We start from the raw sequence: 13,630 nt of genomic DNA on the forward strand, positions 1-13,630 counted from the left end.
GAACAGCAATGAATGATATGGCAAATGCCACAACCGGCATGAATACTGGCACCGCGCGCCCTGCGCTGGATAGGACGTTCTCAGTAGCGCCTATGATGGACTGGACGACACGCGACTACCGCGTTTTCGCGCGCACCCTGACGCGCCGGACGCTCTTGTACACCGAGATGGTGACCACTGGTGCGATCCTTCACGGGCGTCCGCGCGAGCGCTTCCTCGGCTACGACGAGGTGGAGCATCCGCTGGCGCTGCAGTTAGGTGGCAGCGATCCGGGGGAACTCGCCGAGTGCGCAGCGATCGCCGAGGAGTGGGGCTATGACGAGGTCAATCTCAACGTGGGTTGCCCCAGCGACAGGGTCCAGAACAACCTGATCGGGGCCTGCCTGATGGGGCATCCGGACAAGGTGGCGCTGGCGGTGGCGACGATGCGCGAGGCGGTGTCGATTCCGGTGACGGTGAAGTGCCGTATCGGGATCGACGATCAGGACGAGGACGCCGATCTCGAGCGCTTTATCACCCAGGTGGCCGACGCCGGCTGCGAGGTGTTTATCGTGCACGCGCGCAAGGCCTGGCTGCAGGGGCTGTCCCCCAAGGAAAACCGCGACGTGCCGCCGCTGAATTATCCGCGGGTACATCGCTTGAAGGCCAGTCGCCCCGATCTGCATATCGGCATCAACGGCGGCATCAAGAGCCTCGAGGAGTGCCAGACGCAGCTTGATCACGTCGACAGCGTGATGGTGGGTCGCGAGGCCTACCAGAATCCCTGGCTGCTGGCCCAGGTGGACCAGGCGATCTACGGCGAGCCGGGGCCTACTGACAGTCGCCACGCCGCCGCTATGGCGCTACGCCCTTACATCCAGCGCCGCCTGGAAGAAGGCGCCAAGCTCAACCATATCACCCGCCATCTGCTTGGCCTGTTCCAGGGCTGCCCCGGCGGGCGCCGCTTCCGTCGACATCTGTCGGAGAACGCTCATCGCGACGGCGCGGGCCTGGCGGTGTTCGACGATGCCCTGGGCCTGGTGCCGGAGCCCGTCAGCGCCTGACAACGGCTGCACGACACTCCGCTGCACGGGCAAACCGGCCTGCAAAAAAGACAACGGCCGAGCGATCTGCTCGGCCGTTCTTTATTGGGTCCGGGGTTGGGGACTCGATCTTCATCAAGCCCTCCGGACATCTGTCTCGCTAGCCCTACCGCTACTGCTACCGCTACCTCTGCCGCTACCCCTATCGCCACCCTCATGCCTTAAGGTAAGCGAGTGCTCACCTGCATGTGCAACCTTGGCTCCTGGGTGAACCGCTTCATGCCTTGAGGCCTAGTAGAGTGAATCGGGCGGCGGCTCCAGGCTCGAATGGAAGGTCTCGATGGCGCTTTCGGCTTCTTCGATGGCGTCGAAGCGGGCGATATGGAACAGCGCCTCGCCTTCGTTGGCCAGGGGCAGCCGGCTCATGCCGATGACGATGCCGTCGGCCATGGACAGGATCTCGCCTTCGGTCTCGCCGAAGGGATCGGCGACCTTGCCCAGCACCTGCCCCTTGGCGACCCGGGCACCCAGGCGCACCTTGGGCCTCAGGATGCCGTCGATGGGCGCACGCGCCCAGCTCGACCCATTGGCGACCTCTGCCGCCGGCGGCTTGCGCCGGCGTTGCTCGCCGGTGAGCATGTCGAGCCGGCGCATCACCCGCAGCACCCCTCGGACACCCGCGGTGATCGCCCACTCGTCGAAGCGCAGCGCCTCGCCGGCCTCGTAAGTGAGCACTGGCGTACCGCGCGTCTGGGCGTAGTGGCGAAGGCTGCCTTCGCGAAGCTCGGCGTTGAGAATCACCGGGGCGCCGAAGGCGTCGGCCATGCGCCGGGTCTCCTCGCCGGCGTCACCCAGCTGGGCGCGGATCTGCGGCAGGTTGGTGCGGTGGATGGCGCCGGTGTGAAGGTCGATGATGTGGGTCGCGTGATCGACGATCTGCTCGCGAAACAGTGCCGCGATACGCCCCCCGAGAGAGCCCGATTCACTGCCGGGGAAGCAGCGATTGAGATCGCGCCGATCCGGCAGATAGCGAGAGTGCTGAACGAAGCCGAAGATATTGACGATCGGCACCGCGATCAGGGTGCCGCGCAGACGGTTGATCTGGCGCGAACGCAACAGACGCCTGACGATCTCGACGCCGTTTATCTCGTCGCCGTGGATGGCGCTGCACACCAGCAAGGTGGGGCCGGGCTGGCGTCCGTGAACGACCTCCACCGGGATATCCAGCGGTGCATGGGTGTAAAGTTTGGCCACCGGCACGTCGATCTGGGCACGCGTGCCCGGCTTGACGGTAATGCCGGCCAGTTCGAAGGGGGCTCTTGCCATGAAAGTTCCTTAGTCGCCATGCCGCGCCGTCGAAAACACGACAGCACCTGTCGTCCTTATACCTTTGTGACGTCGCCAAAACGAGTCCAATTTACCTCAGTGCGCGTATCGATGCCGCTGATCTCGCGGGGCCAGTCCGGTAGAATACGCGGACTGACCCACCGCCGGAGCGCCCCGCCCCCATGGCCCGCCGTACCAAGCAAGAAGCCGCCGCCACCCGAGCCGCATTGCTCGATGCCGCCGAGGAAGTGTTCCTCGAGCGTGGTGTCTCGCGCGCCTCGCTCGAGGTCATCTCGCGACGGGCCGGCGTTACCCGGGGCGCCCTTTACTGGCATTTTCGCAACAAAGGCGATCTGTTCAGGGCCATGCTGGAGCGTGTCCATCTGCCGTTCGAGGACCTGCTCAATGAGCTCGACGACTCCTCGGTCGATCATCACCCTCTTGAGGCCATTCGCTTGAGCTGTCATGCCGGGCTGCGCCAGGCCGATACTCCGCGCCACCGCCGGGTTCACGGTATCCTGCTGCACCACTGCGAGCGTACCGACGATTTCGACCCGCTGGAGGCCAAGGCCGAGATCGCCCGAGAAACCTGCCAGGCCTTGCTGCGCCAGTTCAAGCAGGCTGATCTCAAGCAGCAGCTACGCCCCGGACTTAGCCCGGAGCGTGCCACCGACCTGTTTCACTATGCCCTGAGCGGGCTGTTCTGGGAGTGGCTGCGGGCGCCCCAGGCTTTCACGCTCAGTGAACGAGGCCCTGCCCTGGTCGATGACCTGATCAGCCTGATCGGTCGCGACTGACCCGTCGTCGCGAACCGCTACTCGATCGACTCGAGAAGGGCTCGACACGCTTCAATGCTGATGGCCGTGGGAGTGACGATGGCCGTGGTAGTGGTGCCCGTGCGTCGGCGCCTCATGGGGTGGTACCGGTTCATGGCGCTCGATCAGCTTGAGCCTTACCAGCCGGGTACGCGCATCGAGAAACTCCTGCTCGGCCACCGAGCGGAAGCTGTCGTGCTCTTCCAGGTACTTGACCAGCACCCGTACTTCCCCTTCCCGCGGCATCGCCCCCGGCTTGCCCCTCAGGCAGATCTCCCGGGTTCCGTCCGAGCAGAGCACCGCACGGCAGCACCCCTGGCCATCGATGAAGCCGACCACCTGAACACGCTCGCCCAGCAGGCAACGGCGGTTGAACGAGGGCCGATCGCGATAGCGCTTCAACAGTACCCGACAGAAGCGGGATGCCAGCGGGGACGACAGCGCAAAGGCTCCCCACAGCACCACGATGCCCAGCGGCACGATCACGATCGCCAAGTTGACCCACTGCAGAATCAGCAGTTCCGCCACCAGCGTGAAGACAGCAGCGAACAGGATCAGCGCGGTCAAGGCCACCGTCACCGGCACCCCGGCAAACCCCAGCGATACCATCGTGCTGGCCATATGATCGTCACGCAGGCTGTCACGTTCGAACAGCTGCAGCGGCACCAGCTTCAATGCCACCAGGATCCAGTAGAGCGCGACGAGTGGAAGCAGCACCGTGAACAGAATCAGCGGAAAACTCAGGGCAATGTCCCTGATCAGCGTTATGTCCATACCACCTCCCGTGGCGTTGCCACTTGCGTACTTGCTACCCGCAGCATAGCGCCATAGGCCACAAACCTCGACCCGCACATCCCAATTTTTCCTTTGGCGACAGCATGTTGCAATGCACAATATGCTGCACTGCACACTTCCCCCAGGCCCGCCACAAGCTTGTAATAGGCGATAAAAAGCCCCCTGCCACCAGCGACTCACCGCCTCTGCAGCATAAAAAAAAGCGCCGCCTGGAAAGGCGGCGCTTTGACCTGCATCAACCATTCTACAGATGAGGGGCGGTCATGCTGACCCGCTCACCCCGTTCAATGATCGGTGGCAATGCCCTTGGCTTCTGAGGCGTTCTCGTCCTCATCGTCGTCGGAACCACGCTCCCCGAACAAGCGCAGGGAGAGCGACGCGATCATGGCGTAGAACGACGGCACGAAACAGCTACCCAGTATCGCCACCGAGGCCATGCCCATGGCCACCGTGGTACCGATGTGGTGGCTGCTGGTGTCACTGGCGCCGGTGGCCATGGCCAGCGGTAGCGTACCGAAGATAAACGCCATGGAGGTCATCACGATGGGCCGGAAACGCAGCTCCGCCGCGGTGATCGCCGCCTCGCGGATGCTCTTGCCCATCTCCTTGCGCTGGAGCTCGGCGAACTCGACGATCAGGATGGCGTTCTTGGCCGCAAGGCCGATGACCACCAATACCCCGATCTGGACATAGACGCTGGTATCCAGGCCACGCATGGCGATACCGGCGATACCCCCGAGGAAGGCGAACGGCGTGGCGGTCAGTACCGCCAGCGGCAATGACCAGCTCTCGTACTGCGCCGCCAGGATCAGGAACACCATGACCATGCCGAAGATGATGGCGATGGTGCCGGCGTTACCCGCTTCGCTCTCCTGGTAGGCGGTACCGGTCCAGCCCATGCCCCAGTCGCTACCCAGCGTATCCTGGACGATCCGCTCCATGGCCTGGAGCGCCTGGGTCGACGAGTAGCCTTCCGCCGGGCCACCCTGGAACTGGGCCGCCGAGTAGACCCCGAAACGCGTCACCACTGCAGGTGCGGCCGTGCGCTCGAGGGTCACGAACTCGGACAAGGGGATGCGCTCACCGTTGCCGCCGCGCACATAGACATTGTTGATATCGTCCGGGGTGTCGCGGTACTCCGCCTCGTTCTGCAGGTAGACCTGGAAGTTGCGGTTCTGGTAGCTGAAGAAGTTGACGAAGCCGTTGCCGAAGGTGTTCGACAGGGTGGCATTGAGGTCGGTCAGCGATACGCCGTAGCTCAGCGCCTTTTGCTGGTCGATCTCGGCGCGGAAGGACGGCACGTTGACGCTGAAGGTCGAGAACACCTGGTTGAGCGCCGGGTCCTGGTTGGCCGCCTGCATCACCTTGAGCGAGGCCTGGTAGATCTCCTCTGGGGTGGCACCGGAGAACGACTGCAGGTAGCCGGTGAAGCCGCCGGTGGTGGACAGGCCGATGATCGGCGGCATATTGAAGGCCATGACGTTGCCGCCATCGACCTCGGCACCGATCTGGAAAATCCGGCCAATCAGGTCATCCACCGTGGTCTCGCGCTCGTCCCAGTTGTCCATGTTGATGAAGATGATGCCGCGCGCGGTGTTGACCGAGCTGGTCAGCATGTCGTAGCCGGCGATGGCCGAGGAATAGCGCACACCGGGCACTTCCTCGATGCGCTTGCTGACCTCGGCCATGTAGGCCTTGGTGCGGCTGAGCGATGCCGAGTCCGGCAGGCTGACCGCCGCCAGGGCGATGCCCTGGTCGGTTTCCGGCACCAGCGTCGAGGGCGTGTTCTCGTAGAGCCAGAAGGAACCGGCCCCGACCAGCCCCACCAGCAGCAGGGTCAGCACCCAGGCCTTGACCAGCGCCTTGACCGCCACCATGAACACCCTGGTGACGCCGTCGAAGAAGCGGTCGAACAGGCGCAGCGGGGTGCGCACCGCCCGCATGAAGGAGGATTCCTTCTTGTGCAGGTCGTGCTTGATGAAGATCGCCGACAGCGCCGGGGTGAAGGTCAGCGCCATCAGCGCCGAGAACGCCACCGAGATGGCGATGGTCAGGGCGAACTGCTGATAGATCTGCCCGGTAAAACCGCCGAGGAAGGCCACCGGCACGAACACCGCCGCCATGATCAGCGAGGTGGCGATGACCGGCCCACCGACCTCCTTCATGGCCTGGATGGTGGCCTGGCGAACCGTGATCTCCTCGTCCTCCGACAGCACCCTTTCGACGTTCTCCACCACCAGGATGGCGTCATCCACCACGATGCCGATGGACAGCACCAGAGCGAACAGCGTCAAAAGGTTGATCGAGAAGCCGAACACGTAGAAGCCTGCGAAGGTGGCCAGTACCGATACCGGCACCACCGACATGGCGATCACGGTAAAGCGCCAGTTCTGCAGGAAGATGAACAGGATGACGCCGACGATCAGGAAGGCTTCGATAAAGGTGTGGAAGACGGTTTCCACCGAGGCGTCGATGAACAGGGTGGTGTCGTAGGGCACCACGTACTCGAGGCCCGGCGGGAAGCGCACCTCCAGCTCGTTCATCTTTTCCTTGACCATGTCTGCCGTCTGCAGGGCATTGGCGCCCGGCTGCTGCTGGATCATGATCGGCGTCATGATGGCGCCGTTGAGGCGTGCCTCGACGCCGTAGAAGGAGGCGCCCAGCTCGATCCGCGCCACATCATCCAGGCGCAGCGCAGAGCCGTCCTCGTTGGTGCGCAGCAGGATGTCGCGGAAGTCGTCGGCGCTGGACAGACGTCCGCCGGCGGTGATGGTGTAGGTGAATGCTCGCGGGCTGTCGATCGGCGTGGACGCCAGGCTACCCGCCGGTACCTCGGTGTTCTGGGCACGAATCGCCGCCGCCACCTCGGTGGGGGTCAGGTCGTACTCGGCCAGCTTGTTGGGGTCCATCCAGATGCGCATGGCGAACTCGCCACCGCCCAGCACCTCGGCCTCACCGACGCCGGGAATCTGGCGCAGCTCGTCGAGAATGTTCAGGGTGGCGTAGTTCTGCATGTAGATGTTGTCGTAGTCGTCCTGGGGCGAGATCAACGACACCAGCATCAGGATCGAGCTGGAACGCAGCTCGACCTGGACGCCCTGCTCCTGCACCGCCTCGGGCAACTGGGACAGCGCGCCCTGGACCCGGTTGTTGACGTTGATGGTGTTGATATCACCGTCGGTCCCGATGTCGAAGGCCACGCTCAGGCTCATGGAGCCGTTGTCGGAGCTGGTCGAGTTCATATAGAGCATGTTCTCGACGCCGTTGATCGCCTCCGCCAGTGGCGCGGCCACCGTCTGCGCCACGGTCTCGGCATCGGCACCCGGGAAGGTGGCGCTGACCGACACCGTGGGCGGCACCACGCTGGGATACTGCTCGATCGGCAGTACCCGCATGCTCATCGCCCCGATGATGGTCAGGATGATCGCCAGGACCGAGGCGAAGATCGGCCGCTTGATGAAGAAGTTGGCGAAATTCATTCGTTACCCTCTCCTCGAGCCTCCTCGGCCTCCTGATCGCCCTGCGGCGCATTCATCGGCGCCTGCTGGGCGGCCTGGGTGGCACTCGCGGCGTCCTCGCCCTGACCATCGCTCTCGGCAGTGCCCTGCCCGCTCTGATCGGCCGCAGGCTCGCCCGGTGACGCCGCCGCTTCCTGCTCAGCTTGCTCGGGCGCGGCCTGGCCGGCGCCCTGCCCCTGCTGCTCGTACTGGGCCTCTTGCATCAGCGCCTCGGCATCGCCGTCAAACGGCTGGGGATCGATCGGAGTACCCGGCTTCAGGCTGCCCGGATCACCGACCACCACACGCTCGCCGGGTTCGACGCCGTCGAGGATGATCTGCCAGGCGCCTGCCAGCTCGCCGAGCTGCACCGGACGCGCCCTGGCGACGTTGTCGTCATCGAGCACGTAGACCTGCGGGCCCATCAGGCCCTGGGTCAACGCCAGCTCCGGCACCGCCAGCACGCCGAAGCGAGCCAGCCCCTCGATCTTCACGCGCACGTACTGACCCGGCAGCACCGCGCCGTCCGGGTTGGCAAAGGTGGCCTCCGCCTGGACGGTGCTGGTCTCGGGATCGACACGGGAGCCAAGGAAGTCCAGGTGACCGCTGAGCACGGCAGGCTCATCCCCACGCGAAGAGAACGCTTCGAGCGAGGCGGCGATGTCCTCGATGCTCATGTCCTTCAACTGACGACGCAGCTCGAAGGCGTCGTTCTGAGGCATCTGGAAACGGACCTCCAGCGGGTCCAGCGGAGTAATGGTGGCAAGTTCGGTATTGGGTGACACCAGGTTGCCGACATTGACCTCACTGAGACCGATCACGCCAGACACCGGCGCCGTGACCTCGGCGTAGTCCAGATCGAGCTGGGCGCTCTTCAGCGCCGCCTCGGCCTGGGCCACGCTGGCCCGCGCGACGCGCGCGTCGGCCAGGGCCTGGTCGACCTGCTGACGGCTCACCGAGTTCTGGGCTGCCAGCTGCTGGAAACGATTGGCGTCACGCTCGGCCCGCGACAGCTCGGCCTGGGCGCTGGCCAGGTCGGCCTCGCGCTGGGCCACGGTGGCCTCGTACAGGTCCGGCTCGATGGTGTAGAGGCTCTCACCCTGCTCGACCTGATCGCCGGGTTCGAACTTGCGCTCCTCGAGCACACCGGTGACACGTGCGACCAGGGTGACTTCCTGCTCGCTCATCAGCTTGGAGGGGTAGGACTTGTCCAGTGGAATGTCCTGGTAGGCCAGCTCGGCCACCTCGATGGCCTTGGCGGGTGGCTGACCACCGGCCTGACCGGCGGACGGGTCTTCTTCCTGACCACAGCCGACCAGCAGCAATGCCGCCGCCAGTGCGGCCCAGAGGCGGCCGCGATAGATGGTGGTTTTCATCCCTTGATTCCTTCGGGGTAATTGGATCGTCAGATGCCGGGCGCTGACCGCCTCGGGGGAGGAGGCGGTCAGCCTGGACGCCAAGTCGTGCGTCAGCCGTCCTGACTCGGCGGTGCGCCGATATCGAGAACCGCGTCGTATTCGTCGGCCTCGCCCTGCTCCGGCAGAGTGAAGTTCACCTGCCCTTCCTCGACCAGGAAGGCGTTGAGCTCGGCGATATCCTGGGCGTCGAGCACCCCCGCCTGACGGTGCAGACTGAGCAGGTTGATCACGTAGTTGAAACGGGCATCGGCGTAGTCAGCGATGGCGTTATACAGGTTCTGCTCGGCGTTGAGCACGTCGACGATGTTGCGGGTACCCACCTCGTAGCCCGCGCGGGTGGCATCGAGGGCACTCTGGTTGGAGACGATGGACTGCTTGCGCGCCGCCACCGTGGAGACGTCATTGCTGACCTGGGTGTACAGCGAGCGCACCTGCAGCACCGTCTCGCGGCGCTGGGACTCGAAGTCGTACTGGCTGGACTCCAGGTCGTAGGTGGTCTGGCGCACCGAGGCGCTGGTCCGACCGCCGGTGTACAGCGGCATGCTGGCGCTCACGCCCACCTGGCTGTTGGAGTTGTAGTCCTCGAAGTTGTCACGCTCGTCGTCGCTGTAGGCGTAGTTGGCAAAGGCCTCCACCACCGGCAGATCGGCGGCCCTGGCCACATCGATCCGCTCACGCGCCACATCGACGCCAGCCTGCTGCGCCAGCAGTTCCGGATTGCGCTCGATGGCAAGCTCGATCCAGGCATCACGACTGGACGGCTCGGGCAGCGCAATAGGCAGATCGTCCTGGAGCATCTCGATGCTGTCGTAGCGCTTGCCGGTCAAGCGCTCCAGCGCCTCGAAGGCCACCTGGAGGTCACTCTCGGCGACGATCCTGTCGGCCCGTGACTGGTCGAAGGTCGCCCGCGCTTCCTCGACCTCGGTGATCGCGATCAAACCGACGTCGAACTGCTCCTGGGCCTGCTCGAGCTGACGCCCGATGGCGCGCTCCTGGGCCCTACGTGCTTCGAGGATCTCGTAGGCACGCAGAATATCGAAGTAGGCCGACGAGGTGTCGATCAACACCTGCTGTTCAGTGGCTGCCAGGGTGTAGGTCTGCTGCTCCAGCTGGGCCTCGGCCACGTTCACTTCGCGGCTGTTCAGGGCGTCGTAGAGCTTCTGGGTCGCCTGCAGGTTGAGACCGTAGCTGAGGTAGTCGTCATCGCTGCCGGTGCCGCTGAAGCCTGACTGCGACTGGGTCTCGAAGATATGGTTGTAGGCCGCCTCGCCGGAGGCGGTCACCTGAGGATTGAGATCCGCCTGTTCGACGTTGATGCCTTCTTCCGCACTACTGGTGGTGGACCGCTCGGAGGCCAACTCGGAGTTGTTGTCCAGCGCGTCGCGGGTAATGGTCAACAGATCGGCGGCCTGGACCTGGCCTATCATCAGGGCGGCGACAGCGGCACACAGAAGGCGGCGGCGAGAAGGAACCCGCGAGGTCAGAGTGACGGGGACTGGTCGGGAAGGCGTCATTGATAGCATCCTCGGATCTGTTGCTCGGCGTTGTCCACAAGTCCCTTTGACCAGGCCACAGAGACATCACGCCAGGGACGCCGCGCGACGCGAGCACGACCTCCCTGACACACTGTCCTTGCCATTTCCTGGGCGCCTCGACTTCCTGGAAAGCACCGGGTGGCGTTCGAATCTAGGGGTATTCGATATACATACATTGTCGCATGTTTGGCGTCGTATTCTACCGCCCTTCATGCAAGGATGGTGAAAAATTCGCAATTCCGCACTATATTGCTGGCTAAACCACAATGCTGCGCTGCAACATAGCCAAGATCGCCCTCCCCTGCAGGACCATCACCAGGAGCCACCATGGACACTCTGAGACTGGTCACCTTCCGAGAGCTCGAGATCGCGGTACGCGTGTTTCATCCCGAGGCCCCCAGAACCGTCATCGCCTGGCACGGACTGGCACGCCACGGCGGTGACTTCGCTGCCCTGGCCCGGGAACTTGGCCCCGAATGGCGAGTCCTGGCACCCGACACACCGGGGCGAGGACTGTCGAGCTGGTCGCTGTATCCTGCCAATGACTACTTGTACTCCCACTACATGACAGTCGCGTTGGCGGTCATGGACCACTTCGAACTCGACCGGGCAGCCTGGGTGGGTACCTCCATGGGAGGGCTGCTCGGCATGCTGCTGGCCGCCGATCCATCCAGTGCAGGCCGCATCGAACGACTGGTGCTCAACGATGTCGGTCCGGAACTGGTGCCACAAGGCCTGGCCGAACTGGCCACCTACTTCACCGTCCCCCACCGTTTTTCCCGCTTGAGCCAACTGGAGGCGGAGCTTCGCCGCCACTACGCCGGCTTCGGCATCGATGACGAGGACGCCTGGCGCCAGCTCACCCTGGAGAGCGCCCGCCGCCTGCCGGACGGTAGCTGGACCTACCACTACGACCCGCGCATCGGCGAGCAATTCGTCCACGACACGCCCAGGGACACCTGGGCCGACTGGAAGGCCATCCGCTGCCCCTTGATGGTCGTGCGTGGCGAAGACTCACCTTTGCTGTCCGAGGATATCGTCACCCGCATGGGCGAGGCTCAGCCACAGCTCGAGACGCTGACGGTCCCGGGCTGCGGCCACGCCCCGATGCTCGATCGCCCGAGCCAGGTCGCGCCAATAAAGGCCTTTCTCGAGAAAAGCCTCGCCGAGCAGCCTCACGAGCCGTCCAGGGCGGTTGCGCGTCCCTGGTGGCGACGCCTGCTGGGGCTCGGCGCCTCCTGAAGCCCGCTCTGTCTAGTCGTTGGAGTCCTGCTCCAGCCGCGTGATCGTTCGCAGCACTGCCGCGTGATAGCCACGGCCGAACAGCAGCAGGTGATTGAGCAACGGATAGAGCTGGAAGGCGGCTTCGCGCCGGGGCCAGTCGGCGGGGGCGCGCTCCCGCCCCTGCGCCTGCCAGTAGGCCTCGAAAAATGCCTCACCCGGCGCGCCGAACAGCGTCAGCATGGCCAGATCCACCTCCGGGTAGTGGCGATAGACCGCCGGGTCGATCAATGCCGGGCCGCGCGAACTGTGGATGACGTTGCCGGACCACAGGTCCCCGTGCACCAGACTCGGCGCCTGGTCAGGCAGCCACGCCTCGAGCTGGTCGGCCACCTGCCTGAGGCGGGCAAGTTCGCTGCGCGACAGCAAGCCGCGGCCGTGGCAGGCCTCGCCCAGGGGCATCAATCGGCGCTCACGCTGGAAGGCGCGTCCGTCGTGAAGCGGCGCATTGGGCTGGGGCGTTGCCCCGCAGGCGTTGTCGTGCGCCCAGCCGTGGGCGGCCTCGCAAGGCGCGTGCAGCTCCGCCAGCCCTCGACCCAGCGCCGTCCAGTCGGCGGGCCCCGGCTCCAGTGCTTCCATCACCAGCCAGGAGCCGACCTGGCCCATCACTGCGGGTATCACCAGCGAGCTACCGGCATCGCCGAGTGCAGCAAGGCCCTCGGCCTCTCCTGCCAGGCGTTCAGGATCGTCGCGCTTGGCCACCACCGCGCCCTGCGCTGTCTCGATCCGCCACACCTCGGCCATATCACCGCCCGACAGGGCACGTGGCGGTGCCGTGGCGGCTAGCCCCAGCGTCTCGAGGGCGTCATTCAGTTTCATGCTGGCTCCTGCTGGCTGCTGGCTGCTGGCTGCTGGCAGATTCACCGGGCGCAGGTTGCGCGTCGCCACCCTCGGGTGGTACACCCGGCTCGACCATCCCCCAGCTTACGCAAGGAGACCCCATGTACAAGCTTGCCTTCTTCGTGCCTAAAGACGACGCCGAGGCGGTCAAGGAAGCCGTGTTTGCCACCGGTGCCGGACGCATCGGTGAGTACGAGGCCTGCTGCTTCCAGACCGCCGGTCAGGGCCAGTTTCGCCCACTGGACGGCGCCGACCCGCACATCGGGCAGGTGGGTGAGCTTGAGCGGGTAGAGGAATACAAGGTGGAGCTGGTGTGCGAGGACGAGCTGATCGGCGCCGCCATCTCCGCGCTCAAGCTGGCCCACCCCTACGAGGAAGTGGCCTACGACGTCTGGCGGCTGGCAGATCTGTGACGCGAACGAAAGCGAACGAGCCGGCCGGTGGCCTTTCGAATCTGCGGTGGGCCACCGGGGGCAACCCTGGCCCCGCCCCCGGCAAGCCTTGGACGTGTGCTGTCAGGCGCTGCCGAAGAAGCGCCTGCGCTGATCCGGTGTGATATCGCTGATGTGCAGCGGGAAGGTCGCGCTTGCGCGGTCCTCGAAGAAGTGACGCAGGGTACGCTCGATGGTGGGAAAGGCCAGTTCGTCCCAGGGCACCTCGTGCTCCTCGAACAGCGCGACTTCGAGACTCTCGGGACCGGCGGCGTAACCTCCATCGAGCTCGGCGAGAAAGATCATGAACACCTGATTGATATGGGGCAGATCGATCATGGTGTAGAGCCCCGACAGCGCTACCTCGGCGCAGGCCTCCTCGCGGGTCTCGCGCCGTGCTGCGTCCGGGGTGGTCTCGCCGTTTTCCATGAATCCCGCCGGCAGCGTCCAGTAGCCTTCACGCGGCGCGATGGCGCGACGACACAGCAGCACCCGTGACCCGCAAACCGGCAGCGTGCCGGCCACGATGCGCGGGTTCTGGTAGTGGATGGTGCCGCAGTCGTCACACAGGTAACGCGGACGGTCGTCCCCCTCGGGGATGACGAAACGGACGGTCTGCCCGCAATGGCTGCAAAAATTCATGGGCTGCAATCGTTCATGTCGCTCCCGG

Annotated in this window: 11 protein-coding genes; 4 read left to right on the forward strand and 7 right to left on the reverse strand. The window is 64.9% G+C overall.

Translation table 11 applies throughout. The annotated features are described in order from the left end of the window. Positions 1 to 38 precede the first annotated feature (38 nt). The gene (dusA, locus tag NH448_RS02785; RefSeq protein ID WP_290442671.1) at positions 39 to 1,043 is read left to right on the forward strand and encodes a tRNA dihydrouridine(20/20a) synthase DusA; all 1,005 of its coding nucleotides are present in this window, start codon (positions 39 to 41) and stop codon (positions 1,041 to 1,043) included. Positions 1,044 to 1,313: 270 nt separating this feature from the next. Here the strand turns inward: dusA and NH448_RS02790 are convergent, their stop codons facing one another. Then, a complete protein-coding gene (locus tag NH448_RS02790) occupies positions 1,314 to 2,348 on the reverse strand; it encodes a succinylglutamate desuccinylase/aspartoacylase family protein (RefSeq protein WP_045992886.1) in 1,035 nt (344 codons plus the stop codon). 182 nt (positions 2,349 to 2,530) lie between these two features. Here NH448_RS02790 and NH448_RS02795 point away from each other — a divergent pair, with 182 nt between their 5' ends. Then, positions 2,531 to 3,145 carry a TetR family transcriptional regulator gene (locus tag NH448_RS02795; RefSeq protein ID WP_045992887.1) on the forward strand — a complete coding sequence of 205 codons (615 nt, stop codon included), beginning with the start codon at positions 2,531 to 2,533 and terminating at the stop codon, positions 3,143 to 3,145. Between the two features lie 51 nt (positions 3,146 to 3,196). Here NH448_RS02795 and NH448_RS02800 read toward each other — a convergent pair whose 3' ends face one another. The 4 genes from NH448_RS02800 to NH448_RS02815 all read right to left on the reverse strand — a co-directional run bounded on the left by NH448_RS02800 (position 3,197) and on the right by NH448_RS02815 (position 10,387). Next, positions 3,197 to 3,937, reverse strand: coding sequence for a hypothetical protein (locus tag NH448_RS02800; protein WP_052704358.1), 741 nt, complete (start codon positions 3,935 to 3,937; stop codon positions 3,197 to 3,199). Positions 3,938 to 4,242: 305 nt separating this feature from the next. After that, the gene (locus NH448_RS02805) at positions 4,243 to 7,437 is read right to left on the reverse strand and encodes an efflux RND transporter permease subunit (protein WP_045992888.1); all 3,195 of its coding nucleotides are present in this window, start codon (positions 7,435 to 7,437) and stop codon (positions 4,243 to 4,245) included. Then, positions 7,434 to 8,831, reverse strand: a complete 1,398-nt coding sequence (locus NH448_RS02810; protein WP_071211120.1) for an efflux RND transporter periplasmic adaptor subunit — start codon at positions 8,829 to 8,831, stop codon at positions 7,434 to 7,436. Before NH448_RS02810 ends, NH448_RS02805 begins: the two co-directional genes overlap by 4 nt. 92 nt (positions 8,832 to 8,923) lie before the next feature. Beyond that, a complete protein-coding gene (locus NH448_RS02815; protein ID WP_045992889.1) occupies positions 8,924 to 10,387 on the reverse strand; it encodes a TolC family outer membrane protein in 1,464 nt (487 codons plus the stop codon). A 348-nt stretch (positions 10,388 to 10,735) separates the two neighbouring features. Here NH448_RS02815 and NH448_RS02820 point away from each other — a divergent pair, with 348 nt between their 5' ends. Beyond that, complete coding sequence (locus NH448_RS02820) at positions 10,736 to 11,650, forward strand: alpha/beta hydrolase (protein ID WP_045992890.1); 915 nt, start codon at positions 10,736 to 10,738, stop codon at positions 11,648 to 11,650. A 12-nt stretch (positions 11,651 to 11,662) separates the two neighbouring features. Here the strand turns inward: NH448_RS02820 and NH448_RS02825 are convergent, their stop codons facing one another. After that, on the reverse strand, positions 11,663 to 12,508 hold the full coding sequence (locus NH448_RS02825; protein ID WP_045992891.1) for a fructosamine kinase family protein: 846 nt from the start codon (positions 12,506 to 12,508) through the stop codon (positions 11,663 to 11,665). A gap of 122 nt (positions 12,509 to 12,630) precedes the next feature. Between NH448_RS02825 and NH448_RS02830 the strand changes: the two genes are divergently transcribed. Continuing rightward, entirely contained in the window at positions 12,631 to 12,942 is a 312-nt protein-coding gene (locus NH448_RS02830; RefSeq protein WP_045992892.1) for a YqfO family protein, read from the forward strand. A gap of 102 nt (positions 12,943 to 13,044) precedes the next feature. Here NH448_RS02830 and NH448_RS02835 read toward each other — a convergent pair whose 3' ends face one another. Further along, positions 13,045 to 13,602, reverse strand: coding sequence for an NUDIX hydrolase (locus NH448_RS02835; RefSeq protein ID WP_045992893.1), 558 nt, complete (start codon positions 13,600 to 13,602; stop codon positions 13,045 to 13,047). Positions 13,603 to 13,630: the final 28 nt, after the last annotated feature.

This window comes from Halomonas sp. OfavH-34-E (assembly GCF_024124525.1).
GTDB lineage: Bacteria > Pseudomonadota > Gammaproteobacteria > Pseudomonadales > Halomonadaceae > Halomonas > Halomonas litopenaei.

Bases quoted from the DNA above. Each gene is read 5' to 3' on its own strand.
- dusA (WP_290442671.1), top strand. From the start codon at position 39: ATGAATACTGGCACCGCGCGCCCTGCGCTGGATAGGACGTTCTCAGTA.
- NH448_RS02790 (WP_045992886.1), bottom strand. From the start codon at position 2,348: ATGGCAAGAGCCCCCTTCGAACTGGCCGGCATTACCGTCAAGCCGGGC.
- NH448_RS02795 (WP_045992887.1), top strand. From the start codon at position 2,531: ATGGCCCGCCGTACCAAGCAAGAAGCCGCCGCCACCCGAGCCGCATTG.
- NH448_RS02800 (WP_052704358.1), bottom strand. From the start codon at position 3,937: ATGGACATAACGCTGATCAGGGACATTGCCCTGAGTTTTCCGCTGATT.
- NH448_RS02805 (WP_045992888.1), bottom strand. From the start codon at position 7,437: ATGAATTTCGCCAACTTCTTCATCAAGCGGCCGATCTTCGCCTCGGTC.
- NH448_RS02810 (WP_071211120.1), bottom strand. From the start codon at position 8,831: ATGAAAACCACCATCTATCGCGGCCGCCTCTGGGCCGCACTGGCGGCG.
- NH448_RS02815 (WP_045992889.1), bottom strand. From the start codon at position 10,387: ATGACGCCTTCCCGACCAGTCCCCGTCACTCTGACCTCGCGGGTTCCT.
- NH448_RS02820 (WP_045992890.1), top strand. From the start codon at position 10,736: ATGGACACTCTGAGACTGGTCACCTTCCGAGAGCTCGAGATCGCGGTA.
- NH448_RS02825 (WP_045992891.1), bottom strand. From the start codon at position 12,508: ATGAAACTGAATGACGCCCTCGAGACGCTGGGGCTAGCCGCCACGGCA.
- NH448_RS02830 (WP_045992892.1), top strand. From the start codon at position 12,631: ATGTACAAGCTTGCCTTCTTCGTGCCTAAAGACGACGCCGAGGCGGTC.
- NH448_RS02835 (WP_045992893.1), bottom strand. From the start codon at position 13,602: ATGAATTTTTGCAGCCATTGCGGGCAGACCGTCCGTTTCGTCATCCCC.